At 62.1% G+C, this 25,124-nt stretch carries 25 protein-coding genes; 4 read left to right on the top strand and 21 right to left on the bottom strand.

Translation table 11 applies throughout. The features are described from left to right. Positions 1-6 precede the first annotated feature (6 nt). Entirely contained in the window at positions 7-1,308 is a 1,302-nt protein-coding gene (locus N4T19_RS03350; protein WP_260719478.1) for a Y-family DNA polymerase, read from the top strand. Between the two features lie 155 nt (positions 1,309-1,463). Next, entirely contained in the window at positions 1,464-1,688 is a 225-nt protein-coding gene (locus tag N4T19_RS03345) for a hypothetical protein (RefSeq protein WP_260719477.1), read from the top strand. A gap of 236 nt (positions 1,689-1,924) precedes the next feature. Here the strand turns inward: N4T19_RS03345 and N4T19_RS03340 are convergent, their stop codons facing one another. The 17 genes from N4T19_RS03340 to N4T19_RS03260 all read right to left on the bottom strand — a co-directional run bounded on the left by N4T19_RS03340 (position 1,925) and on the right by N4T19_RS03260 (position 15,267). Further along, entirely contained in the window at positions 1,925-2,461 is a 537-nt protein-coding gene (locus N4T19_RS03340) for a hypothetical protein (protein WP_260719476.1), read from the bottom strand. Then, positions 2,458-3,096 (bottom strand): lysozyme, encoded by a 639-nt coding sequence (locus tag N4T19_RS03335; protein WP_260719475.1) that lies wholly within the window; start codon positions 3,094-3,096, stop codon positions 2,458-2,460. Before N4T19_RS03335 ends, N4T19_RS03340 begins: the two co-directional genes overlap by 4 nt. Continuing rightward, on the bottom strand, positions 3,093-3,389 hold the full coding sequence (locus tag N4T19_RS03330; protein ID WP_260719474.1) for a phage holin family protein: 297 nt from the start codon (positions 3,387-3,389) through the stop codon (positions 3,093-3,095). Before N4T19_RS03330 ends, N4T19_RS03335 begins: the two co-directional genes overlap by 4 nt. Positions 3,390-3,442: 53 nt before the next feature. Beyond that, positions 3,443-3,763 (bottom strand): hypothetical protein, encoded by a 321-nt coding sequence (locus N4T19_RS03325; RefSeq protein ID WP_260719473.1) that lies wholly within the window; start codon positions 3,761-3,763, stop codon positions 3,443-3,445. Further along, positions 3,756-4,064 carry a hypothetical protein gene (locus N4T19_RS03320; RefSeq protein WP_260719472.1) on the bottom strand — a complete coding sequence of 103 codons (309 nt, stop codon included), beginning with the start codon at positions 4,062-4,064 and terminating at the stop codon, positions 3,756-3,758. The genes N4T19_RS03325 and N4T19_RS03320 overlap by 8 nt, the downstream gene beginning before the upstream one ends. Then, positions 4,064-4,621: a hypothetical protein gene (locus N4T19_RS03315; RefSeq protein WP_260719471.1), complete on the bottom strand. Its 558-nt coding sequence runs from the start codon at positions 4,619-4,621 to the stop codon at positions 4,064-4,066. Before N4T19_RS03315 ends, N4T19_RS03320 begins: the two co-directional genes overlap by 1 nt. Before the next feature lie 3 nt (positions 4,622-4,624). Next, positions 4,625-5,254 (bottom strand): hypothetical protein, encoded by a 630-nt coding sequence (locus N4T19_RS03310; protein WP_260719470.1) that lies wholly within the window; start codon positions 5,252-5,254, stop codon positions 4,625-4,627. Positions 5,255-5,358: 104 nt separating this feature from the next. After that, positions 5,359-5,877, bottom strand: coding sequence for a hypothetical protein (locus N4T19_RS03305; RefSeq protein ID WP_260719469.1), 519 nt, complete (start codon positions 5,875-5,877; stop codon positions 5,359-5,361). Between the two features lies 1 nt (position 5,878). Continuing rightward, positions 5,879-6,385 carry a hypothetical protein gene (locus tag N4T19_RS03300; protein ID WP_260719468.1) on the bottom strand — a complete coding sequence of 169 codons (507 nt, stop codon included), beginning with the start codon at positions 6,383-6,385 and terminating at the stop codon, positions 5,879-5,881. Continuing rightward, the gene (locus tag N4T19_RS03295) at positions 6,382-6,717 is read right to left on the bottom strand and encodes a hypothetical protein (protein WP_260719467.1); all 336 of its coding nucleotides are present in this window, start codon (positions 6,715-6,717) and stop codon (positions 6,382-6,384) included. The genes N4T19_RS03300 and N4T19_RS03295 overlap by 4 nt, the downstream gene beginning before the upstream one ends. A gap of 163 nt (positions 6,718-6,880) precedes the next feature. Beyond that, positions 6,881-8,692: a hypothetical protein gene (locus tag N4T19_RS03290; RefSeq protein ID WP_260719466.1), complete on the bottom strand. Its 1,812-nt coding sequence runs from the start codon at positions 8,690-8,692 to the stop codon at positions 6,881-6,883. 1 nt (position 8,693) lies between these two features. After that, complete coding sequence (locus N4T19_RS03285) at positions 8,694-9,134, bottom strand: hypothetical protein (protein ID WP_260719465.1); 441 nt, start codon at positions 9,132-9,134, stop codon at positions 8,694-8,696. After that, on the bottom strand, positions 9,131-11,518 hold the full coding sequence (locus N4T19_RS03280; protein WP_260719464.1) for a hypothetical protein: 2,388 nt from the start codon (positions 11,516-11,518) through the stop codon (positions 9,131-9,133). The genes N4T19_RS03285 and N4T19_RS03280 overlap by 4 nt, the downstream gene beginning before the upstream one ends. Beyond that, on the bottom strand, positions 11,515-12,681 hold the full coding sequence (locus N4T19_RS03275) for a hypothetical protein (protein ID WP_260719463.1): 1,167 nt from the start codon (positions 12,679-12,681) through the stop codon (positions 11,515-11,517). The genes N4T19_RS03280 and N4T19_RS03275 overlap by 4 nt, the downstream gene beginning before the upstream one ends. Continuing rightward, positions 12,675-13,361, bottom strand: coding sequence for a hypothetical protein (locus tag N4T19_RS03270; RefSeq protein ID WP_260719462.1), 687 nt, complete (start codon positions 13,359-13,361; stop codon positions 12,675-12,677). The genes N4T19_RS03275 and N4T19_RS03270 overlap by 7 nt, the downstream gene beginning before the upstream one ends. A 7-nt stretch (positions 13,362-13,368) precedes the next feature. Further along, on the bottom strand, positions 13,369-14,460 hold the full coding sequence (locus N4T19_RS03265) for a hypothetical protein (RefSeq protein WP_260719461.1): 1,092 nt from the start codon (positions 14,458-14,460) through the stop codon (positions 13,369-13,371). 9 nt (positions 14,461-14,469) lie between these two features. Further along, positions 14,470-15,267 (bottom strand): hypothetical protein, encoded by a 798-nt coding sequence (locus tag N4T19_RS03260; protein ID WP_260719460.1) that lies wholly within the window; start codon positions 15,265-15,267, stop codon positions 14,470-14,472. A 752-nt stretch (positions 15,268-16,019) separates the two neighbouring features. Here N4T19_RS03260 and N4T19_RS03255 point away from each other — a divergent pair. Beyond that, the gene (locus N4T19_RS03255; protein WP_182340967.1) at positions 16,020-16,190 is read left to right on the top strand and encodes a hypothetical protein; all 171 of its coding nucleotides are present in this window, start codon (positions 16,020-16,022) and stop codon (positions 16,188-16,190) included. Here the strand turns inward: N4T19_RS03255 and N4T19_RS03250 are convergent. The 3 genes from N4T19_RS03250 to N4T19_RS03240 form a co-directional block, all read right to left on the bottom strand. Beyond that, a complete protein-coding gene (locus N4T19_RS03250; protein ID WP_260719459.1) occupies positions 16,185-22,961 on the bottom strand; it encodes an LPD38 domain-containing protein in 6,777 nt (2,258 codons plus the stop codon). The two genes, N4T19_RS03255 and N4T19_RS03250, sit on opposite strands and share 6 nt — an antisense overlap. Positions 22,962-23,053: 92 nt before the next feature. After that, entirely contained in the window at positions 23,054-23,458 is a 405-nt protein-coding gene (locus N4T19_RS03245; RefSeq protein ID WP_182340961.1) for a hypothetical protein, read from the bottom strand. After that, complete coding sequence (locus tag N4T19_RS03240) at positions 23,451-23,654, bottom strand: hypothetical protein (protein WP_182340958.1); 204 nt, start codon at positions 23,652-23,654, stop codon at positions 23,451-23,453. Before N4T19_RS03240 ends, N4T19_RS03245 begins: the two co-directional genes overlap by 8 nt. A gap of 189 nt (positions 23,655-23,843) precedes the next feature. Between N4T19_RS03240 and N4T19_RS03235 the strand changes: the two genes are divergently transcribed. Further along, positions 23,844-24,230 (top strand): hypothetical protein, encoded by a 387-nt coding sequence (locus tag N4T19_RS03235; protein WP_260719458.1) that lies wholly within the window; start codon positions 23,844-23,846, stop codon positions 24,228-24,230. Here N4T19_RS03235 and N4T19_RS03230 read toward each other — a convergent pair. After that, positions 24,227-25,114, bottom strand: coding sequence for a hypothetical protein (locus tag N4T19_RS03230; protein ID WP_260719457.1), 888 nt, complete (start codon positions 25,112-25,114; stop codon positions 24,227-24,229). The genes N4T19_RS03235 and N4T19_RS03230 overlap by 4 nt on opposite strands. Between the last annotated feature and the right edge of the window lie 10 nt (positions 25,115-25,124).

Raw genomic sequence — 25,124 nt, 5'->3', positions numbered from 1 at the left:
GCAGCCATGTATGCACTCATCGACGGCAACAACTTTTATGTGAGCTGTGAGCGGGTATTCCGGCCGAGCCTGCAGGGCCTGCCTGTGGTGGTGCTCAGCAACAACGATGGCTGCGCCATCGCCCGATCGGATGAGGCCAAAGCCTTGGGCGTCAAAATGGGCCAACCCTTCTTCCAACTGCAGCACCTGGTCGAGCTCAAGGGTTTAGTGTGCCTGTCGGCCAACTTCGAGCTGTACGGCGACATGAGCGACCGCATGATGACGCTGGCCGCCGGGCTGGGGCCCCGGCAGGAAATCTACTCCATTGACGAATCCTTCATTGGCGACCTGGCCGGCGTGCGCGATCTGAACCGCCGTGCATGGGCCGTGCGCGCGCGCATCCTGCAATGGGTCGGTATACCCTGCTGCATAGGCCTGGCCCCCACCAAGACCCTGGCCAAGCTCTGCAACCATGTGGCTAAAGACTCAGAGCGCAAGCCCGGCAGCTACCCACCCGAGCTGGCCCGGGTCTGCAACTGGCAGGAGATGCCGCGCGCCTTGCGCGAGGATGTGCTGCGCCGGACCATGGCCGGCGATGTCTGGGGTATCGGCCGGCGGATCGCTGTGCAGCTGGCTGAGCGCGGCGTCGTCACTGCGCTGGATGTCTCCCGCATGCCCGGCCCCATGGTGCGCAGCAACTGGGGTGTCGTGCTCGAGCGCACCGTCCGCGAGCTGCAGGGCATCAGCTGCATTCCGATGGAGCTGGCACCGCCGCCCAAGAAGCAGATTGCGTGCACGCGCAGCTTTGGCCATGGCATCAATGAGCTCGAGCCCCTGCTCGAAGCCGTCAGCGAGTTCGCCACACGGGCCGCCGAGAAGCTGCGCAAGCAGGATCTGCGCGCCGGCGCCCTGCATGTCTTCGCCCACACCTCGCCTTTCCGACCCGGGCCCAGGTTCTACGGGCAGACCACCACCCAACTCGTTCCCCCAACCTCCGACACAAAAGCCCTGGTGCGCGCCGCGCTGGGCGGCATGCACTCCATCTACCAGCCGGGCTTTCGCCTGGCTAAGGCCGGCGTGATGCTGATGGATCTTGCCGAAAGCCGCCATGAGCAGCACGACCTGCTCGCCGCCGCAGACGTTGGCCGGGATCAAAGCCGCCTCATGGAGGCCATGGATCGGGTGAATGGCCGGTTCGGCAAAGGCACGGTGCACGTTGCAAGCACGGGTTTTGCCTCCCAGGATGAAGCCGGATGGCGCATGCGTCAGGAGCGGCGCACGCCCCGCTACACCACCAACATCGACGAAATTCCCATTGCGAGGTGCTGATATGCAGAACCAGCAGTTTGATTTTTGGACATGCCCACCTGATAAGCTCCCCTCTCAGGACCAGCAGGTGGAGCACATAAAGCTGCGGCAGGTCACGCCACCGCCTCCCATGACCCCTGCTGAACTCCAGCGCCTCTATAGGAGCCTCGAGCCAGATGTCCCTTACTGACCGCGAAAAGACCGTTGTCGCGCTGTGGCGCCAGTGGCGCAAGAACATGCGCGATCTCAATGACGGATGGTTTCCCTACTACGACTCGGGCAAGCAGATCCACCTGTTTTTCGAGTACCTGCAGGCTGACCAGCCGCACCTCCTGGACATGCCCCGGATGGATCCATACCAGCAGGTGAAGGCCTGGGTTCTGCAGGATCTCGAAATCTAGGTTGGCTGGGCCTGGCCATTTAAGTTCAGCTTTCTGGATCTGTCGCTGGCGTGCAGCAACTACCGATGTTGATTTTTTCCACCCACAATGTAGGCCCTAAAAATCAACATCAGGGGTGTCGAGTAGGACTCGACAGCGCCAGTTTGCGATTGTGTGCACGCTGATGGTTTTGGCCAACCCTGCAAAACACGAGATTTGTCAACCAACAAACCCTGCAAATTCGGCGTTTTGTCAACCTAGCGGCTGCAGGCCAGGTCGCTGTCGTCACCGCTCAGCCGGCGCTCGATGTTCACCTGGTCGCACAGAGCGGCTACTTCGGCGTCTCGCCGCTTAAGGTCGCCTCCGAGGCTTGCGACCACGCTGAGGCCTTCTGCAAGCTGGCGGTCGAGGGCTGCCGCTTTATCTGCAAGATCGCGGCGGGCAGCGGCGTCGGCTTGGGCTTGCGCACGATAAGTGGCACTTCGGCTGTCGGTGTCGCGGTGCAGGCGCTCAGCGCGGGCAAGCTCAGCACGCACATCAACATCGATGCCAGTCTTGAGGTTAGCCAGGCGGTCGGCGTTGTAGATCGTGTCTTGGGCATGTTTACTCTCCAGTTGTGCAGTGTTGGCTTCGTCGGCGCGGGCGGCTTCGGCGCGGGTGGCGGTGCCCTGGGCCTGCTCGGCGCGCAGCTCGGCGATGGTTTTGCTGGCCTGCCAGCCTTTGACCACCCAGCCAGCAGAGAAGGCCAGCGCGGCAATGACGGCCGCCAGGATGAGTTTGATCTGCAGGGTCATAAGCCTGCCTCGCAGATCTCGCCGTTGGCATCACCCCGGGCCTGCAGGCCGGGCAACACCACGGACACCCCATTGACGGTTCCCCGGTTCCAGCGGGGGTTCTCACGGCATGCGCCCACCACATCACCCGCATTGGCCTTGCGCAACAGGGTCGAGGTGTACAGCGCACCCTTGCCCTTGTTGTGGATGAAGTCGATGAAAACGGCCTGCTGCAGTGGCGTGTAGGTGGTCCAGAGCCGGAACATGCCCTTTGCCGTTCGCTCAGCAACCAGGTAGCGGCTGCGCTCGAGCGCGTAGCAGTCCGCCGGAGTGTAGTACCGGCCAGCCACCACGGCGCGACCGGTGATGCCGTTGCAAACGGTAAGCGGCTGACCCTTGCCCAGCTTGTCCACGTATGGTGTGCCAATGTGGCGGTAGCTGCTCTCGTAGTAGTTGCCCATCACCATGGCGATCTTGACTGCCTGGGATGTGCCGGCATCAGCGGCCACAGCCTGGATGTACTGATTCTGGTCGGCCATGGCCATGGCCAGGGCGGCGGCCTTGTCGCGCTCTGCTACCACGTAGCCGCCGGCGCTTGCCGTCAGAATTGCCAGTGCCATGAGGCCATTGCGCAAGGCATCAGGAACGCGGCTCACAAATCACCCCGCACTGTTTCCTCAGCCAGCTTGCCCAGGGCGCGGCGCGCAAGGTCACGACGGTAGTCGCGGCGCCACTTCCATACCAAGTAGCCCGCCTGCAACGCAATGAACAAAAGTGAGGCCACCACGAGCCATTCGCTCAGCGGCAGACCCCAGACTTTAAATACGCCCGTTGCAGCTGCCCCTGGCGTTGCGTGATAGGCAGCGTTGGCAATGTCCTGGCGCTGCTCAGCACTCAGATGCCGGTTGACACCGATGGCGGCGAGGAGGACGACGAGTGCTTTTTTCATGGGCCCATGATCTCTGGCCCAGCCTATGGCGTCGAACCCTACGCGGGGGAGGATCAGATAACGATCTGCGCGGCAGCGATGAACATATCGTCCAGGGCCTCGTCACTCAGACCAAGCGCAGCAGCGGCCTTGGTCAGAAACGGGGAGTCAAAGCGGCGCCAAGTTGTGGTGTGGTTCCAAGCCAAGTCAGCCCACATAGCCTCTTGCTCGTCTGTGATGCCGGCCATGTAGTCGAGCACTCCCTGCGTGAGGCCCTGCAGGCCCAGGATCGCCCTGCCCTGCGCCCGGCTGATCTCAGCGGGCACGCGCGCGCGGCGCTCGTCGTCGGCGATCTGCTCGGCCGTCTTGAGCTGGCCCCAGTCGATATTAGGCATTGGGCACCTCGTCGGTAGGCAGGGGCACGCGGCCATCTGCTGGGTTGAGGATGGGCTCAGGGAAGGCGCAGTTCTCGGGCGCGTCCCATGCGATGGGCATTAGCAGGGTCAGCTGCAACTCGCCACCTTCGCGGCGCACGTCGCCGATGATGAATTCGCAGTCCACTGCGGCCGCCGGCAAAACGCCACCTTCGGGAAGCTGGGTGAAGTCGAACGCCTCGCCGTTGATAGTGAGCTTGTCACCAGCCTTGAGCACTTCAATGGCATCAGGGCGGACCTGGGGTGAGAGATTGATTTTCATTAGAACCACCTTCCAATTGCAGTCATATTGAAAGTAGACCCAACCTTGATGGTCGTTGACGCAGAGGCGTGATAAACAAAAACAGAACCTCTAGTTGGAAGAAGGTCAGATGAAACCAGAATCAATGAAGGAGGCCAAGGGTCTGATGGTGTTCCTTCACAAGCTGAACATAAGGTTGGATAATCAACAAATGCAGCGGGGAATGTCCACTCTCTTAATGAAACATATAGACCACTGGCTACAGAATTGATAGCGAGAGCGCTGACTTGACCAAAGCGTAATCTACAAATCTGCGCTCCATCCGCATAACGAACAAATTCGCCATTTGCATTGCTTCCGCGTTGGATAATCGCGCCAGTTGGAACACCGCCAGACTGCGACACTGTGCCCACAATCGCAGCCACTGCAGCTGAGCCGAGCCCCAAGTTGGATCGCGCTGCGGCCGCCGTCGTGCCGCCGGTGCCACCCAGCGCCACTGGCAGAAAATCCCCAGCAACCCACTCGCGCAGCTCTGCGCTATTACCGCCGGCTGCTATCGCTTTAAGGGGTGTAGTCATAGATCATCCCTTGTAGAAAATATGGAACCGCGCTGGGCGCCCAGAGACTGCTGCGCTGGCGGAGGCTGTTACTGCGGCTCGAAGATTCGTCGCGCTTACGCTGAATGCCCATTGAGAATCGGCATAGATGCTATTCACGCCGATCCAATGCCCAGCAGTGGAAAAAACCATGCCTTGAACGCTCAGAATGTCTGCCTGCACCAAGCCATGGACAACAAGGTCAACACCAACAGTGCTGCTGGTCATCGTGGTATCTATCGTCTTGGACTTGATGACCAGTGACTGCTCACCCAGCACTGCACCTGCAGAGAAGGTCTGCACGCCCAGCCAGTTCCGGGCCGAGCCTAGCAGCCAGGTCAGCAGCGCCTGCACCGACAGCTTGAAGGTAGACGAGCCCCGGCGCACCGGCCAGAGGTCCGTCACCTGTGGAGTGACGCCATCCGCGAACCCGCTGAAATCCACATCCAGCTTGCCGGATAGGTCCACCGGATCGGGCGGGGCTGGATCCTGCGTCAGCAGCCAAACGGCTGCATTTGCCGCCACCACCTCCGCACTGGAGCCATCGGCGAGCACCACTATCGCCGGCCCGGCACTTCCCACCGTCACCTGCCGCACCGTCACGCCATCGGCCATGCGCACCGGCACCAAGCGCGTAGGCGCCACGACGGCGTCCCCGGCAGGCAGCTGCTGCGGAATACCGCTTTTGAGGACCAGTGGCTTACGGAGGGCCATGAGCTTTACAGGATCTGGAAGCTGTAGTCGTCCGTGCGCAACTCGGTCGCGCTCGTGGCCGTGCCCAGCATCTGGTTGACCTTGTTCACGTTGGCAACGTCAGTGGCGTCCAGCGGGGTCAGCGTCACATCGCCCGCCGTTCCCAGCCAGTAGTCGGCGCCCAGGGTCAAACCCGTCAGCGCCGTGTTGGCCACATCCAGCGGATAGATGGTCGCGTTGGCGGCCGAGGCCACTGCAGCCAAGACAAAACCGTGGGCCGGCCGGTTGTTGGAGTTGTCGGCCAGGCGTGCCTTGAGGGTGCCCGCGTCAGAGAACAGGTTCACAAACTTGCCCGCGCCCAAGGCCTCGAACGCCGGGGCGATCTTGGTATTGGCGCCGATGCCCGCTGGCATCATGCTCATGTCGATCTTGCCCGCGCTGTCCAGCGCCGGGATCTTGCCCGCGTCTGTGGCCCCCGCCGAAGTGGCGATGCCCATAATCTGCTTTACCTTGCCGCCCACCAGGGCCAAAAAACCTTGTGGCATATCACACCTCGATTGGATCGTTAATTGAAAGATTGATGCTGGTCGCCGTAGCTGCAAAGCCGATCAGCACAGAGAAGCCGCTGGTTGGCGGTGTTTGGGTGAGCTGCCCGTTGGAGCCCAGGTACACACGGCCATATGCCCAGGACCAGGCTGAATCGGTCACCGTGCCACTGCGCTGCACTGAAATCTGGGCGCCGGCCTGGCCCGCAGACACGGCCAGCCCCAGGATGGCAAAAATGTTCTCAGCGTCGGCCTGGTCCAATGGATACACAAGGCCTGCCCGGTCATAGAGCAGCCGGTTGGCGCTGATGGTCTGGCCAGCGGTGCGCGTCACGTATTGATCGCCGCCACCCCCGGGCGGTCCCGCAGGACCAGGTGGCCCCTGCTCACCAGGCGCGATCACCACATGGGTGACTTCTTCCTCGGCCACCACCACCTGGCTTTGCTCGGGCGTCACCAGAATGTCGCCGGGCAGCAGGTCGAACAGAACGGGGCTCTCGCAGTTCATCGCGTGCCCTCAGGGTTCAGGCTCCAGGAGATCTCGGCCGCGCGCGTCACATCACCATTGGGGTGCACCACCTCCAGCTGGCCCATCGCTTTGGACCAGCGGGCTGGCGGGCTGTCGCCATAAGGCAAGCCCGCAGTCGTCGCCGCGTCCAGGTGAAAGGCGACGAGGCCATCGCCCAGCGAGAGATCGATCCGCCCGTTTTCAGTGGTGAGCTCCAGCAACACGTCAGGCGCAAGCACGTCCGAGCGCAGCTGCGTGCGGGCTGTGCAGCCCATCAAGTCCACGGGCGCTAAGTCCGTCTCGGGGACTGGCAAGCAGGTTTTGGCGTTCACCAGCTTGCCGTTAAGGATCTTGGTGGGGTAAGGCGCAGTGCACCACCGGAAGCGGCGCCGGAACGTCGCTCCCTGGTAGATCGTGTAGCAAAGGTGTGCCGGGGCTGTCATGTGAACAGTGTCCGGCCCTTGGCTCGTAGAGGCGAACCCTACGCGGGGTACGTTAATTCACCTGGTGGTTGTAGTTATCCGACGAGCCCGCAGAGATGGCAGCCGATGCAGACACCATGCTCCATGCAGACGCCACCTGTTGCGATCCTGTGCCCAGCATCACCTTGGCAGCATCCATCCGCGCATCGTTGGCGTGGATGATGGCGTCGTTGTTCGATTTCTGCACGCGGAAGGTGAGCTCGCGCCCGGCCTCGTACTGCTTGATGTCGGACTGCCAGCGGTACATCAGCGAGTTGGCTTGCGCTTCGGCAGCATAGGCACCGGCCCGGTAGCCGTCCATCAGCACCGACGACGAGCGCGCTGCTGCCTCCACCTGGGCCGATGCGGCGGACAGCCGGGCTTTCCAGCCATCCCACTCAAGGCCCTTGGCCGAGATGAGCGCCTGGAAGCGCGCCACCTCCACCCGCGCTCGTTCGGCCTGGGCACCCACACGCGCGCTATAAGCCTGGACCATGCGGCCATAGGCATCCACCTTGGTGGCCTCGGCGGTGATCTGAGCCTTGTACAACTCGGCCTTGGCCTGCTCGGCGTTGACCGTGGCCACAAAGGCCTTGATCTGCTCGCCGCCAGCTTGGATGCGCGTGCGCTCCAGCTCCACCAGGGTCTGCGCCGCGCCTACGCGGGCCTTGTAGATCTCGACGGCTGCCATGGTGCCCTCGATCTCCGCTTTGTAGCGGTCGACCAAGCTCTTGTTGATGTCGGCCTTGATCTGCTCGGCCGACAGCAGCGCTTTGAACACTTCCACCTTGGACAGCTCGGCGCGGATGACCGTGTCATAGGCAGAGGCATAGGCTTGGTAGCCGGCCAGCAGCGCCTTGTAGTGTTCGACCGCGGCGTTGTGGATGGCGATGGCATTGTCTGCCGCTGCTTTGGTGGACTCGAACACCAGCATTTCCCACTTGTAGTGTTGGTCCATCAGCGCCGATTCCAGCTGCAGCGCAGACTGGATACTGTCGCGCACGTTCTGCTGCTCGAGCTCGGCCTGCTTGATCGACACATCGCGGCTGAGCCCAGAGAGCTTGTCGTGGTATTCGCGCCGCGCATCGGCGAGCTGGCCAGCCATGACACCAACAGGCAGAGGAAAGCCCAGCGCCTCGGCGCCGCGCTGCACCTCCTGCTCCCGGGCCAGCGCCAGGTAGGTTTCCCGGTCGCGCGCGCGGTCCCAAATCAGCTGCTCCACCGCCGGCGACAAGCCTGACCCGCCGTTGATGCGCGCGGCCAGCGTGGCCTTGAGGCCGTCCAGTAGCTGCGAGGCGTATTTCTGGCCGGGCGTGTACTTCAAAGGCGCAGGCTGCAACACCGACAGCGCGGGGATGTCATCGAGCTTGTCCAGCCAGTCTTCGTGCAGGTTCACGCCGCCAAAGGTGTGCGTGCTGAGGGTCAGCAACTGCGGGAGCACTGGCAGTACCACCTCGGGCGCATCCGGCAGCGCCACCTCGCGCATCTGCGGCAGGCTGGGTGCCTGGCCGATGGTGAGCGTTGGCGCAACGCCAAAGTTCAGCGTCGGGGCCGAAACCGCGAAATCGCTGAACGTGACATCGCGCATGGTGCCGTTAAAAGCTGCTGGCATGTCCGAGGGCAGCTGCAGCTCCAGGGCCGGCAGGTCAGGGGTATCAGGAATAGCCGGCAGGTTGGGCGCTGCCAGGGATGACCACTGCACGCTGATCTGCGGGGGCTGGTAGATGCTTTTGTTGAGCGCGTCTTGGAACGTGCTTACCTCTTTGGCGGCCTTGTCGGCCAGCTCAACAGAGCGCTCGTATTTGTCCTTGACGATTTCGGCTGGGCCGTTGACATCGGTTGCCATATCAAACTCTCCGTGTTTTGGATTCGAGGGTCAGGATCTCGATGCGATCGAGGGTGAAAGCCTGGCCGGCGGGGTTGCTGAGCGCAAAGCCCAGGTAGTTCTCGCGGATGCCCTTGCCCACCTGGCACCGGGTCTGCCCGCTGCTGCGCAGGGGAAACTGATAGTCCCAGGGGAAGTCGTCTGGGCCCAGCACGCTGAACTGCGCGCAGCCCTCCCCGCGCATGGACAGGTAGGCCATGTCGATCCGCTTTTTGAGGGTGGACTCGCGCAAGGTAGCCGGCAGCCGGATGGTCGCCACGATGGGCAGATCCACATCGAGGTCACCGCCGAAGGCATACAGGCCTGTGGCCGCCCCCGCGTGCGTGGGCGTGATGCTTTGGAACTCGTGGCGGGTGTACTCGCTCACGGCCCCTGTCAGGGTGTTGAGGACAATGGCGTTCATTCTGGGTTGATGTTCGTGGTTTGGTTGACCAGCACGCTGGCATCGATGGCAGATAGCCGCTTGACTCCCTGGCGATCAATGGCAAAGGCCATGGGCTCGTCTACCGTGAGAATCACAGGAATGCCCCCGACTATCTGGTAGGGTTTGATGAGCAGCAGCGCGGCACCCGTCCACGGGTCCTTGGCGTAATACACCTCTATGGTGGGCATGGAGCATCCCAAGGGCACGCAGCGGGGGATGGTCTCGAAAAAGGCGTAGGTCGAATTGACCACGCGCCCTTCGTTCACCCCCCATTGCTGGCCGTTCTCCCGAAAACCAGGGGGCGTGCCAAAGGTCCGGCCACTGTTGATAGTGATCAACCCTTTTGCAGGTAGCTGCCACTCCGGCTCCACGCCGCAGGTCACGCCCCATGACAGGCGTGCACGCTTCCGAGCAATGGCGTCATCGGTCCGCAGCTGGATGGGAAAAGTGAGCTTCGTATTGCCAAAGCGGATAACCAAGCTGAATTTTGGATTGGGCAAGGGGCAGTTGTTGGACAGGGAGGAATCCGTCCCGTTGTCACGCAGTGCGCCTTTGTTGTGTGTCCATGTATGAGCGTCATAAGCAAACCCGCCAGAATGCTCAGCCGTGCCCTCCGTGTAGACCAGTAGATAGAGCGATGGGTCATACACGTAGATGCCTCTGGACAGCAGCTTTGCTGAATAGGACACATCCGAGGTTGTCCAGTTGTCCACCCACAATTCCGCCTGGTTGGTGTGCTCTGCATTCACCTGGCGCGAGGTAAAAGACCCGCTCTCAGAGACCACCTGCTCTATGAGCTGGAATTTTTCCCCGCTGTTGAGCGTCACGTACGAGGTGCGAGAGCGAGAGATAGTCCCGCCATCGTTGTGCTCCTTGCTGGCATTGTTCCTGGACGAATCCGTCCAGATGTCAGCCGTCTCGTCGTAGTTTCCGCTGGCGGTCAATGAATAGCGCCCCTCCGACTCGGCCACCAGGACCACCCGCTCGTTACCTGCGAAGTAGTTCAGCAGAACATTCTTACCCTTCCAACTGGATTCCTCAGTTGCAGACACGGGCCCTGCGCCTTTCCAGGTAGTGCGGTACATGGGATTGCCGTTGGCGTCATCCCCGAGGTACTCACGGTTTGTGATTACCACCATTGGGGCAGAGCGGGTGGACCAGACTGGCTGATTGCGCGAGAGCGTGTTCCCCCAGAGATTTGGCCCTATGTTGTATTCAGTGCTTGGTGCCGAGCCGAAGAAGTTGATGCGCCAGTCCGCAATAGGCTCGACATCGACAAATGCGCCGGTTTGATTAAACACAAGTTCCGTGCGGGAGAGGCTCCCGCCCTGCATGCGGTATTCAGCAACTCGGTAATTGGCTTCGCGAGCCTGCACCCAACGATCCCTGGGCCGGTCATTGAAGCCCCCATCGGTGTAGCCATACACGGCCCTGCCGTCGGAATTGACCTCTGCCCCGAGCTGCGGCGCATTCGGCGCGGCCCATCGAACAATCTGTCCGTTCTCTGGCACCCCAGGCACGATCACCGTGCCCTCGCCCTGGTACACCGCCAGCACGCGGCTGCCGTCCTTGCTGATGCAAAAGTCTTCGGCGAAAGGGACGCTTTCCGCCATGTCGCCAATGACTAGGTTCTGGTGGAGCTTGATGTCGAATGTCAGCTCTACAGGATCCAATGCATATGGGTTCTCGCTGGGCGGGAACAGTTCGCCGGGTTTGAGCATCGTCAGGCGGTGCAGTTCCAGTCCACCGCGCGAGCGCACCAGCGTCAGTAGCGTGCGGCTGTCTAGCAGTGCCACCGGCGCGCCGTCGAGCTGAGGGTAGGCTTGGATAAAGCGGCGATTGCCATAACCACCGTAGCTAGTGATGTAACTGAGCTTGGTGGGCGTCGCGAAGGTTCGGTTCTGGGCCCATGCGGGAAACTTGCCGCCGAAGCTCGACGTGGCGTAAACGCCATCGCGGTTGCCTGCCTGCAGGTCGGTCACCTCCCAGGTCCCGTCTGGCTTGTCGAATTCGCCACCTGGGGTAAACAGCTTGCTGATGTAGCTGTCGTTCACCTTGGTGGTGAGCATGATGCCCATCTTGCCTGGCGGCTTGCTCTGGGCATTCACTGGCCAGATCGTCATCACCGTGCTGTTGCCCACCACCATGAACTTGTAGCGCGAACCGTCCGGCAGCGTACCCTGCTCATTGGGGTTCTGCCAAAAAGAGACGCGGCTGCGGCCGCAGAACTTCGCAAAAGCGGCCTGTGCCATCCCCATCTGCTCACCCGATGCCCGGCCGCCGATGACACGCAGCGCAGGCGGCGCCGACACCGAGGCGCGCGCTCCCGTTGGGGTGAAGGCGTAGGGGTTCCACAGACTCATTGCGGAATCGCCAGGTACTGCGGGATGCCGTCCACCTCCCGGAAGGTGGCGCAGACCTCCTGCACATCGGTTTTGTAGCGGTTGGCCGTGAGGCTGGTGGTCTGGCCCTGGTTGAAGCCGGCCACCATCTCTCCGCCGGCAATGCACAGCATGGCCATGCCAGAGCCCGCCCCATCTCCGAACTTGACCTTATCGCCGCGCACTGACACGCCCGAGCCCAGCACCACGGGCCCGCGCTTGGTTGGCTGGTACACCAGCCCATCCCAGGTGGTGCCGCCCAGGTACAGCAGGTCCTGGTCTGTGCCTACGTAGACGCCGTCATCGACGGGCTGGATGGCGGTGATCTTGCCGGCCAGCTGCTTGAAGTCGCGCCAGTCGCTCAGGTGCGGGGCGTTGGGCCGGCTCGCCCACAGCACATTGCCCTGGGCCACCAGCACGCGGCCGCGCCAGAAGGCCGTGATCGTGCCCAACGGAAAGCTCTGCGCGCCCAGTGTGCGGCAGGGCAGCACCAGGGCCGCGTTGGTGCCGCCGTACTGGAAGCTGGCATCGGTGGTCGTGCCAGCCAAGTAGGCGCCCTCCCCGTCCTTGCCGCTCAGGTAGACGTTGATCCCGTAGCCATCCAGCACCGGCAGTGCGTCGAGGTGCAGGCCGCCCTGGGCGATGGTGATGGGCTCCGAGCTGATGGCAGGTCCCTCCAGATGATCGTCCAAGCGCACGTAGCTCAGGTGGTAGCGGTAGTTGCCTGGGTGCAGTTGGCCAAAGCCCAGATCCGGGGCGCCAAGGCCCTGTGGTGCAGGCACGCTGCGCTCGCGCCCGGTCAGGCCGTCCGTCACGCCCTGGATCAGGCCGTTGCTGTAGGCCACGCGGCCGTCGGGCAAGTCGCAGTACCAGACACGGTCCGAGCCCATTGCGGGATGGATCACATGCCGCGCGCCATCGGGGTGGATGGCAGTCAGCACCGGGCCCACGGTGGCCAGCATGAAGCCAGCGGCCTGGTGCAGGTTCTTGTGGCAGCGCTCGTCCACCAAGGTCAGACCGCCGCGGCGGGTGATTTCTCCAGTTAGGCCAATGTCCACGTTCTTGGCCGCCAGCAGGTCGCTGCCCGAGAGCCGGTGCGCAGGCTGCACATTGTTGATACCAGTGAACGATTCAAATGTCAGCATTCGCTATCCCTTTCGACCCGCATTGCCCCGATGCCCAGCGCCAAAGACTGGCCCACGCGGAAGGCATAGGACACCGTCAGCCCCCCAAACCCAAGCACCTGCGAGCCCTCAACCTGCCCATCCATGCCGGCGAGTGTCGCGGCGACGGGCCCGGCCCGGCATAGCGACACGCCGGGGATGACCACAGAGCTGACCACTGACACGCTGCCCATGCCGAGCACGCGCGCTGACTGCACCGTGCCGATGCGCGAAGCGGAAACTTCACCCAGCCCCAAGACCTTGGCGCCGGCCGCAAATCCCACAGGCTCGGCCGTCAGCGCGCCACACCCCAGGACCACGGCGCCTTGCGCCTGGCCTTCCAAGCTGCCGGGCACAGCACGCATGGCGCCGATGGCCAGCGCGCGAGAGCCCGACACAGAGAATGCCGTGCTGGCCGGTGGCTGGCTGGCTTCCGCGCTGTGCCAGGCGCTCTGCACCAGGCTGATGCCCGGCAAGTAGAGTTCAACGTCTTCGCCGATCTTTGCCGTCAGCGCGCCAAAGCCCCAAACCATGGAGCCTGCGACATCGAACTCGAACACCGCCAGGGGTACACCGGCCGCGCACAGCGACAGCCCCGGGATGGTGTTCTCTGCTGCGCTGTCTGCGTTGATCGCGGCGCCGTTGATAAGGGGGTAGCTCATGGCTCAATCACTGGTCAAAGACCATCCCGCGCCAGTAGAAGCGGCCATAGAACCGCCCGGTGGCGGGCGTGTCCACCTTGAACATGATCTTGCCGGCCAATGCCCCGCTATGCGTGACGGCAAAGCGCTGGATTTGCTTCTCGCCAGAGATGCCAGAGAGCGCCTGCGCGCTCACGAGGTCGCCATCCGCCTCAAGACCAATCGAGATCACTGGCGCCGTGGTAGCGTCGTATTCGTAGCAGATAAAGCCCACCTCGGTCAGCGCTACGCCGGCCGCAACACTGGGCAGGTTCAGCTCTACGGCCAGGGGAATCGTGAGCGGCAGCCATTGGCCCGTCAGAACTGGCTCACCCTCCCCGCTGCTGTCCGGGTTGTACGCCTCGATGGCATAGCCCGAGTCATCAAATCCAGGGTCTTCGGCGCTGCGGGTGTACTGAAACTGCGGATCCAGAGGTTCAAAGAGGTAGTTGAAACCCGTCGCGGTGGGGGGTGCCACAATGACCCGACCTGAGTAGGTCTGCCCGGCCTGCCAGGTTTCGATGTTGTCACCCAGCTCCACAAAGCAGGAGCCGCCCACGGACTCCACCGACATGTTCATATCTTGGAAATAGCGGCCAGCAGAGAAGGTAGTGGTCAGCGCGGCGCCGGGCCGGTGCAGCATTTGCACACCGGCCAGTTGCACCACACGCGAGTCCCGCTCCACCTTGGTGTTCACGAGGAAGCTGGTCCCGCCAGCGCCACCCTCGCCGCCAGTGGTCTTGAAGATGCCTTTGTCGTCAGCACGCAGAAAGCGCCGCAGCATGCCGGCAGTAATCCGCGCCTCCAGCGTGGTGCCTGCGGGCCAATCAACGGCTGCAAAGGTGTCCTCCTGATTGCGCTTCACCGTGAAGTTGGAGCCATCCTTGGCGGTGATGTAGACGATCTCGATTTGGCCAGGAACAGCTGGATTGGACAGGGTTGCGCGCTGCATGAGTCCCTGCGAGAGATCAGCGAAACGGTCTGCGCTGCCGTCGTCTGGCAACGTGATGACCGTGTCCTCGCTCCCCAGCGCCACAGTGATGGCGCCAGATGCGTTGTTGGAGAAGGCGTCAAGCGACATGGCGCCTCCTTACGGAATCAAGCTGAAAATCTTGAGCGCGCCATCAGACCATCGCAGCGTGAAAGCACCACCGTTGGCAGCGAAGGGGAAGCCGGCCACCTGGGTGATGCGCTGGAGCACGGGCGAGGTCTCGGGCACTCCCGTGTCCTTGTAGAGCAGCACCGATCCGGGCGAGCCGCTCGCCACAGCCCCGAATTCCACGTCGTCGGCGTTGAACACGCCACCGGTGATGGTGCGGCCGGTCATGGCTTGGGCAGTGCCCAGCGTGGTGCCCACGTCCGCCAGGAAGCGATAGGTGCCACTGGAATCAAACGAGGCCGGCAGGAGCGTGACCTTCAGATCGTCGGTGAGGAAGTTCACCCCGGCGCCCAGTACCAGCTCGCCGCCAGCGGGGAAGAACGGGGCCAACATTGCAGCGATACGGAGCGGCCCGTTGTCCCATGGCAGCTTGACCGCGCCGCCGTTGGTCGCCAGGGGGAAGCCTGTCACGTTGTCGCGGTACAGCAGCAGAGGTGAGGTGCTTGGGTTGCCCGTGTCCTTGTAGATGACGATGGCCTTGATGGTGCTGCCCGGCACCAGCGGCGCAGTCTCTGCGTCATCTGCGTCGAAAGCCCCGCCCGTGATCGACTTGTTGACCAGGGTGATGTCGTCGCCCACCCGCGCGCCAAGCTGCGAGACGAACTCATGCGCAGCGCTGTAGGTATAAGCGTCAGTTACAAGCGCAACCTTTATTGTGTCGGTTGCGAAGTTGATGGAGCCCTGGAGCAAGCGCTCCATGCCCTTGGGATAGCTGGTGGTGATGGCCATGTGAACTCCTAGGGTGAGTTCGTGGCCGCTCTGTTGCCGCCACGTTATTCATGGCACCAGTGTTGATTCAAAAGGAGAAAAGGTCGAACCCCATGCGGGTGTTACCTAAGTCGCCAGATACATGCCCGCGCTGTTCATTTCCCTGGATAAGGATGGGAAATCAAAGCGACTGGAAACATAAAATTGTTCAGGCAATGCATATTGATTTTCTTGCATTTCCCCTCTGAACACTGCATTCCCTAGCAGCAATTGTCGCCGCGTTTTTGCTCCCAAGAGCGCTACAGGTAGAGTACAGTTAATCCCTGAGACCCCACATGTGGTGTCCACGAGTGCAATCTGGCGATAGCTGGAGGCACAAAAAGTTTGACCCGGCAGGATTCGTACTCCTCCGGGTCAGATCCGTAACGGCAACTTGGTAGTAACGCGGTTTGGATAGTGTCAGTATAGCTTCACCGATATAAAACTCTAGCCCTTTTTAAGGATTCAGAGTCGGTTCTTACATTCGCTATCCAGTCCGCATACCTTTCTTCATGGGAATGAGTATGTTGAAAATATTGATAGTGCTTAGTGGTATCAAGGACTTGGCTGATGCTTTGACAGGGCTTGTTGAGGCTGTTGTGCACATTCTGATCCTCACAACAATCAAACATGTGCCTATCTTTGAGGCCTTTACTGCACTCAACCTTTAAGGGCATTTTTCCGTCCGACTCCATTGGATTGGCGCTGCCATGCATCAGCTATATGCTGCGCGCATGGCAGCACTCGTCTTTTGGGGCGCGATCATCCTGATCGTCATCTTCGTCAACCTCACCACCCGCGAGCAGCGCCGAGAGATGTGGTCCACCTTCTGGGTGATCATCGTCTTGCTCGGCGCGTGCGGTTTCGTGTGGCAGTTCCTACGCCAGGGCACCCTCAGCTCATAGCGTGGCCAGGCGCTTGGCGATTGCATCCTTTTGGGCAGCGATCTCATCGAGCCGGCGGCGCTTAGCCTCCGCGCTCATGAGGCGGTCCCCCTCCACTTTCTTGGCCTGCTGCGACAGCTCGGCCACCCTAGTCTTGGCCGCCTCCACGGGAATGCGCTTGGCCAAGGCCTCTGGGTTTGCTGCCCGGATCTTGGCCGCGCCGTCCACATCGCCGCTCTTGACCGCTGCCTGGTAGGACGCCCACACCTGGCTGATCTCCCGGGCCTGGTCGTACATGGTGCTGACGTAGCGGCTGGAGTTGGTCGGCAGGTTCTCCACGAAGTTGCCTGCCAGGAACACATCGCGCATCTGCATCTCTGGGCGATCTCCCCGGCCCATCATGGGCCGCAACACGGTGTCGGTCGCTGTGGTGAACACAGTGGAAAGCCAGCCTGTGTACCCACGCATTAGGAAGTCGATCTGCTTGGGGCTGAGGGCCGAGTAGTCGCCCTTGGCCAGCTTCACCGGATCGGGTAGCCCCCACGAGCCAAGCAAGCGCGCAACCTCGGAAGTGCGGTCGCTGTATCGGTCCTGCGGGCGCAGGCGCTCGTCGGCGAACCCTTCGATGGCCTTTCCGGAGAAGCTGTCCTTGTTGGCGTAAACGTCCAGCAGCGGCTTGACCGCCTGGGGCGTTGGGTCCATGGCGAAGGTGTTGAAGATCATGTCGCTCAGCCGCTCGCCAAAGCGCTTGCCCGTCATCTCCTTGCTCAGCATCAGCTCTGCCGTGCGCTCGGCCAGCGTGCCGATGGAGCCCACCTCGAACGGCTTGGGAATGCGGAAGGCCTGGTTGCCGATCTTGAACCACCAGTAACTGTCGCGGTCCCAGTCGTCGCGCTTCTTCCAGTCTTCGTCATCCTGGTAGGCGGCCAGCAGGCCCAGGCTGGCCAGGGACACTGCACCCGCGATGGCGCCAAAGCGCTTGGGATCTTCGGCGGCCGCCCGGCCCAGCTTGTACAGGCCCTGCATGCGTGCATTGAGGAACGGCACCGTCTGGGTCAGGAATCGCACCATCTCCCACTTGCCGCTCATGGAAAAGTCCATCAGGTCGCGCGCCATGAATGAGGCCTCTGCATGGCTGTGGCCCTTGGCGATCAGGCGCTCGTATAGCGCTGCGCGGTTGGCGTTTTCCGTCCGGTCGCCGAATTCCTCGTAGGCTTCCCACAGGCTTGCCATCTGACTCTTGAGCTTGCCAAACCCATCCTTGTCCAGCATGGTGCCGCCCAGCTTGTCGATCTTGCGGCGCAGCGCCCCGGTGTCCTCTTGCGTGCCGAACTTGATGATGCCGCCCGATGCCAGCATCGAGGCCTGCGTCTGGCTGTTCTTGTCCATGGCCTTCCAGCCCTGGGCCACATTGGCAAACGGGTTGTAGCCCAGGTCCGACTGCGCCATGGCAGACAGCGAGTCGCGGATCAGGTTGCGGATCTTGAAGGTGGGATTGATCGTCACGCCCATCGTCAGCAGCCGCTTGAACGGCGCCATGCCCTGGGCCAGCTTGCTCGGGGTGTAGTGCAGCGCGGACACAGCGTCCAGCAGGTAGGGATCCTCGATCATCCAGTGCTCGGTCACACCGTCGCGCATCACCTTTACAGCGCCCGTGGTCTCAGTAGCCACTTGGTAGGCAATGCCCATCCCCTCAGCATCTTTCAGCGTGGCGAGAGCAGCGCGATTCCGCGCGGACGCTGCGTACAGGTGACTCCAATTCAACAGGGTGTTCTGCAGCAAGTCGGCATTGACTTGTTCCACGCCACCGTTGAGCTTTTTGAATGCCACTTGGTTGGTCAAGCCCGAGCTGAATTTCGGGCCCTTCATTTGCTGTTCATCCTCCATCAATCTGTAGAACGGGACGTAAGGTTGATCCCGCATCAGCTCAAGAGCGGTGTCATCCAAGAGGCCTGACTCTGTCGCGACCTTGAGCGCGGCCTCGTTAAATGCGTTCAGCTCTCGTAGCGCTGCTGCGTAAGCTGGCATGCGAGGAGTTCCATCTTCAAAGCGGCCCGCATTCAATGTCTTGAGGGCCTGAATATGAGCTGGCGTAAGCCGATTCTCTTTGCCTTCGCGCATCAGGCGCTCTGAACGCAGTGCGGCAACCCACTGGAAGAAGCGGTCGTGCTCGCCCTTGAGGCTGGCCAGCACTTTGGCAAAGCCGCCATCCTGGATGTTGACATCGGCCACGCCGTCTTTCAGGTATGGCTTGCCGTACAGCAAGGCGGCCTCTACCGCGCCGTCGCTGCCCTTGGACAGGCGGGCCAGCATATAGGCGTGCATGCTGACCTCCTTGATGGGAGCAAACTGGTCGACCAGGCCCTGGCGCAGCTTGATTCCAAGGTTGGAGCGCATTTCCTTTGCACGCTCGGCCAGCGTCTTCTCAGCCACTGATCCGAAGGCATGCTCAGCCGCTTCTTTTTGTGCTGGGGTGTACCCAGCATCAACTGTTGTTGCGCGGCTGAACTGCACTCCCTCGCCTCCCGTTACTTTGGAGGGCTCCGCCTTATCCGGCGCCGGTGAGGGGGCAGAATTGCGACGCTCCACCTCTTGCGCTAAACTACGCACGTCCTCTGCAGAGTCGCCCGGGGTAAAACCGTGGGGTGGCGTGAGGGTTGCTCGGGATCCAGCTTGCTGGTCATCCTGCCGACCTACTCCCCGCTGCAGGGGACTTTTTTCGTCCAAGCTCACCCCATCCTCGCGGGCAGCAGCCTCCAGCCACGCATCCCCCGGCATCTTTTCATTCAGCTCCACCGCTTCGATTGTGTACAGCGGGTTCTGGCGGTCCTCGCTCATGCTCTCCTTGACGGTCAGCTTTACGAGCTTTGCGCGGCCGTTCACATCCAGCGGAGCAAAGAACCGGTGAATGGCCCGAATGTTCGGGTCGCCAGCGCGGTCCTCCTTGCTCCATCCCAGAATTGCTCGCTCGAACAGGCTGTCAGCATTCGCAACCGCCATGGCATGCGTGGCCGGCGTCTCGGATTTGGCAACAGCTTTGCCGCTCAGCATCTTGTCCAAGCTGTTGCGTGCAAGCACTGCAGTCATGCCTGTGGACGCGTTTATCAGCTCGCTGCCCTGGAATTCCTTCACTGCTTGGCGCGCCTGCAGGAAGTTGGTCGCTGTGCGCAACGGAGCAATCGAGCCATCCAGCTCGCCGGCATGCTCTGGGTTCTCCCGCTGGGCGATGCCGAATGCCAGGTTCACCATGTCCTGCGCCTCGAACTGGCCGGGCTTACCGGTGATCTTGGCCCACACCTGACGCAGTGCGGCACGCACCTGGCCCAGCCAGCGAGCGACGGTGCCGGGCTTCGCCAAAAGATTGGGGCGCACCCCCATCTCCAGCGCCACCTGCACTGCATAGGGGAAAAGCTCCTGCGATGAATACTGCTGCTGTTGCGCACCTTCTGGCATGGACGACTGCACGCGGGCCTGCGCCTCGCTGTAGACACGCTGCTCCATGCGGCCCTCTGGCGCGCTGGCCCAGCCTTCGATCATCCCATGCAGCTGCTGCCAGCCCTCGGCGCCGAGCACTGCCTCGCCGTGCTTGTGCATGAGCTCGTGCGCAACGACGCCAGCCTCCTGGCCACGCTGGATGTGGTCGGCGATCAGGAATACGGTCTTGGTCTTTGGGTCGTAGAAGCCCTGGGCGCGGCCTGTGTCGCCGGCGGCCTCCATGGCCACGGGCCCAATCAGGGGCTCCCAGGTCTGGCGGATCTCCGCCGAAGTAGCGACAACCACGCGACCCAGCCGGTTGGGGAGGGTGCCCAGGCCACCGACCAGGTCGCGCACTGCGGCGCGCACGGTATCCACGGTGGCCGGCATCTTGATGCGCATGATTGCGGCGGCCAGCTCTGGCGTCATGCCTGGCGTGCCCCGGCTGAACTGCGCCGCCTCATTACGTGTGCTGACTGCAGACTCGCGACCTTCTTCTCGCGCCCCTGTCGCGCCGTCTGATGCCTGCGTGCTTGGGAACTCAGCCACCTGGGCAAGGACTTCGCGGATAGGTGCCTGCAGGCGGACCACCTTTACCGGCTCGCCGTTGGCGCGCTTGGCCAGCCATTGATGGTGACCGTCCACCACGTACCCATCAGACGAGACGAGGATGGATCGGTCGCCACCGGTGAAGCCGCGCGCGGCATCCACCTTGCGCTGCGAGAACTCTGCCTGAGTGGGCTTCAAGTCATTCGCCGGCATCTCTGCAGCCTTGCTGTCGATGCCGCGCGCCTTCAAGAAGTTGACCAGGGCGCCACGGTGGGATGCCTTGATCTGCGGCATCTGTGCGCGCGGAATGCCCAGGGTGCCCGTCTCTGGAGCAAAGGCACTCCACTCACCATCAATCTGGCCAGCTGCGAGATCTGCTCCCGTCTGCTCCACGCCGGCGCGCTGAGCATCCGCGGCATCCACCTCGGAGACGACTTGCGCCAGGCGCTTGCCGCGCGTCTCGATGCCCATGGCGCGCGCCACCGGTGCAGCGCGCAGCATGCTGGAGCGCCAGTTCTCTGGCCGGGCCGGTGCAGGTGCAGCTACTTCCTGCGCTGCAGGCGCCGCTTGGCTTTGCGCGCTTGGCGCTGGCGTTGTTTGCGTTCCAGAGTTCTGAGGCGTGGTGCTGCCATCGGTCAGCCCTGCCCGCTCTGGCTGGGCTTCTTGCGCTCCTGCTGTTTGCGGGCGTTGCGCTGGGACTTGCTGGGCTTGATCGGTTTGCGGGACAAAGGCTGCTCCTACGGGTTGAGAAACTGCTGCAGGCCCAGTGGCTTCCACGGGAAGGGCTCGGGCTGTGGGAAGGGATTGGGCGGCTCGGGCCAGCGATCCTTGGGTAGCTTGGGCATTTGCGGCTCCATCAACTGCGGTCACTGCGGCGCGGGAAAGTGGGCCGGCGGCCGGGTTCAAGCCCATGCGCTCGGACATTGGCCGCTCAGGGATCAAAGACTCCATGGCCGCGTTGTCGGCGTTCATGTCGGCCGCGCGGCGCGGCGCCGTCGGCAATGGCGCGGCCTCCCGCGCTCCCTTGAATCCCATGTAGGCGTCGGTCATGCGGCGCACGCGGGCCACCTCGCCCGGCTGCAGCGGGTCTTCACCGATCCGCACCAGGGAATCATTCAAGCGGGACAGCACCTGCAGGGAATTGTCGGCACCGGTGTCCAGCACGTTCTGCAAGCCGGTCAGCACGCGGCCGGTGCGCACCCGCGCATCCACCGCTGCGACGGCTGCATCCTGGCCGGCCTGGTCAAACTCTGCCTGCAGATGCTGGCCAATGGCATCGGCGGCCTGCGCCGGCGCGGCAGCGGTCTCTGGCGTGGCCTCGGCCTGCACATGCTGCTGCAGCCACGCATCCTCCATCGCGCTGCGCACTGTGTCGACGGTTTCCTGCGTGCTGAATGGGGTGCCGCTGCGCACCGCCTGCTGCACCTCGGCCAGGTAGTCGGGGCGCTGCGCCGGGGCGCCGTCCTCGCCATAGTTTTCCCACCAGCGGCGCGCCTGTTGCGCTTGCGGATCGTTGACTTCGGTGAACTGCTGGCCCGCCAGGCGCAGCCGCTCCTGCTCGCGCTGGTCCTCCGGCAGGTTGGCCAGGTAGCTCTCCACCTCGCCGCGCCGGCCCACGCTGCCATCGGGAAAGGACACCAACTGGTCAGGTGGCGCATTGCCCAGCATCAGGGGTGCTGGCTGGTTCTGCGCTTCCTCGGCAAGGCCGTTGGCGCTGGCGGCCGCATCGCGCGCCAGATCGTTGGCATGCTCGCCTTCGGTGCGGCGGCCACGAATGTTGGCACCGGCGCCCATGACGCCACCGGCAATGGCGCCTTCCACGCCAGCGCGCGCCACGCCATCCCAGATGTCTTTGCCCTCAGCATAGTTCTGCCACATCTGCTCTTGGGTGGACTGGGGCAGCTCCTGCAGCACGGACTCAGACACCATGCCGCCAGCCACGCGACCGGCCAAAGACTTGGCACCGCCTTCTGCCAGCCGGCCCTTGCCTGCGTTGACGATGGCAGTTTCTGCCGTTTCCAGGCCCAGCTTGTTGGCCACCCGGCCGCCGACGGCGCCCAGCGCACCGGTGCCGACACCAGCGCCCAGGGACGCCAGCGCGTTCTTTTGTTGATCCTCGCCCTGGTACTGAGCCATTTGCTGCCCGGCGGTGATGGCACCTTCACCGGCACCAGCGGCAATGGGCACGGCCAGCTTCTGGCCAACGGCGCGCTCCAAATACCCTGGAACAGCGGCGCGCGCGGCGGTAGCGGCGCCGCTGGCGGCATTGGCGGCGCCTCCAGCGGCATTGCCGGCCGCCGCCGCCGCCGCGCCGGCGCCCATCAGCGCGCGCCCGACCAGGCCGCCCGCGACCATGCCCGGCAGGGATTCAGCTACTTGGCCAGCGGTGTAACCGGGGTTCTGCAGGTAGGCCTTGGCAATGGAGCCTACATCGCCCTGCTCCCAGGCTTCGTCTACAGCCTTGCGGCCCTGCTCATGCCCGGCGGAAAACTTGGTTTCGTCGGCCCACTTCCCAGGCTGGAAGCCCGTGGCTTTGCCGATGGCGTCAGCTGCCGCCGTCACAGGCCGCGCGCCGCTCACAGCAGCTATGGGGAGGTCCGCCAGGCCAGCGACCATGCCCGGCAGGCGCTGCACGCCTACCTTGACGGACTTGGCCAGGTCGGAGACGACGCCTCCTTTGTCCTGAGGCCCAAGGAAAGCATCGATCTGGCTGCCCGACGCAGGAGGCGACTGCTGGTCACCATTCAGGAAGTTGTCTATCTGGCTCATGCCCCCAGTGTTCCGGGAGCGGCTGCCTCAGTCGAACCCTACGCGGGGGCATGAAAAAACCCGCCGGAGCGGGTTTTGTTTATGGTGCGCCGTTATTCATCGTCGTCTTTATCGCGGCTTCTTGTTTTATAAGTAGCAAAACCAAGACCGCCGACAAAGCCAACAACTACTTTTAGGACATCCATCAAAATATCAGTTCGTCCTAAATGAAGTGCATAAGCAGAAAAGGCGAAAATTAAAACAACAATTGCCAATCCGAAATAATACTTGTGCGACTGTCGTTTTGTATTCTCTTCTCGCTCATGCTTTCGATCCCTCTCTTGGGCATCGATGGAGCTTTGAGCAATCTTCTTATTGAATTCAATCTCTGCACTGTCTCGTTCAAGTTCTTTAAGCTTGATTGTCAGAGTTTGCTTCTGTACCGCGATCATCTCTTTGACAGTTTCTTCAGAGATGTTCGGCGCTCCATTTCTTTGGGCAGGCGAATTACTAGCCATTTACTAAGCGACGATGTCGCGAGCGAGTGTAATTAACGAAGAATTCTCCGAAGCCTTTTCGGCCGGGAGCCGGAGGTCTGAATTCAACTTTCTCAATTAGTGTTGGTTCTTCATCTGCAAGTTTTAAAAACTCTTTTGCAGATAAAAGCTCGCTGCGCACAGGGCGCACATCAATAATGAAGTCTTTGTTCTTCATGTCTGTGTCCTTCTGTTGGTTGCAGGGTTCTGTGTCGGGTTAGAGAACGCGGAGCATCATTGGTTCCCATGTCCCAGGCGTTGCTACACATAGGATCTACGGCCTATTGTTCGTTCTAGCAATTACGGAATCGTAGCACAAGCGCTTAGTTAACCCTAAACTCTGTTGGCGAAGGTGTACACGCCGATCATGGCTTACCAGTCCTTGCCAATCAACACTTTTATGCACTCTGTACATGCACTGCTGGCCTTGCTCATGGCCTCCCCTGCCATGGCCGCGAACTACGCCACCTGCATCCTGGACAAGGCCCCAGCAGCGCAGAACGACGTTGCGGCCCACGCCATCATGCAGTCGTGCCTGGCTGAGCACCCTGGCGGCATTGAGGCCATACCTCAAGGCTCGGGCCGTGGCGCTCTTGGCTTCAAGTCAGGGGCCGAGTGCACCGCCAAGAAGGCTGTGGACACTCGGAGCAATCAGGCTGCCACGCTGGTGGCTATTGCTTGCAGAAGGCTGTATGACGAAGGGCAGATTGATCGCTTCCTCAATTCAGCCCCCTCCAAATATTCAGGCGATTAGGAATATCCCAACTTGCGGAGGGCCTCCACCTTCTGCTCCCGGCTCATAGATGAATCATTTCGAATTGCAATCGCCTGCGGATTTTGATCCAGTGCTTGCTGCGCGCCCTGCCCCGGCTGCTGCACCCACTGCCCCGTCTGCCGATTGAACACCGCGGATGGTGTGTTGTAGGCCCGGCCGCTTACTGCATCCACCTGCTGGCCACCCGGCACCACAAGGTAAGGATCTGCATCTTGCCGTCCACTCAAGGTCATCAAGGCCTGCCGTGCAGTCTGTCGCTGCTCGCTCGTGGATTTGGGATCGATAAGCTGCCCACGCAGCTGCTCCTGTTGGGCGGCAGCACGGTTTGCATACCCTTGTGCCTCTGCATCGAGATTTAGTCGACCCATTTGCACAGCCCCACTCATAGCACTTCGTGCATTGGCGCCTTGCTGCTGCATGCCTTCGCGCTGCAAGTTGGCTTGCTGAACCATTGCACTGTTGTCCAGCCCTGCCTGCTGCTGCTGCAGAGCTGTGTCGTTTGCGAGCGCGGCTTGGTATGCCATGACCGCTGGCGTGACTTCGCCTCGACGCACGTTTCCCCACCGCTGTGTGTTGGTGATGCTGCTGGCAGAAGTGGCCAGGTTTTCCAATTGCTTGCGAGCCGAATAGTCGTTGGTGCTGTTGGCTGTTTGCGGAGTTGCAACTGCAGGCACGGAGGGGCTTGCAGGGCTCAAGCTTGCCATTTGCTGCCGTGAGCCGGCCTGTCCTTCCATGAAGCCGCCCCCCGGTGCTTGGCCATTCACGGTGATACTGCCCGAGATATTTGATCCGCTGTAGCTGTTGCCCACACGGGTCACGTTGCCAGAGGGCGCTGCCGACGGCGTGCCGGGAGGAGTGGCCATAGCCTGCGAT

The organism is Comamonas squillarum (assembly GCF_025309455.1).
Taxonomy (GTDB): domain Bacteria; phylum Pseudomonadota; class Gammaproteobacteria; order Burkholderiales; family Burkholderiaceae_C; genus Comamonas; species Comamonas squillarum.
Note: the sequence above shows the minus strand (reverse complement) of the source record. Positions and strands in the feature narration are given on the sequence as shown.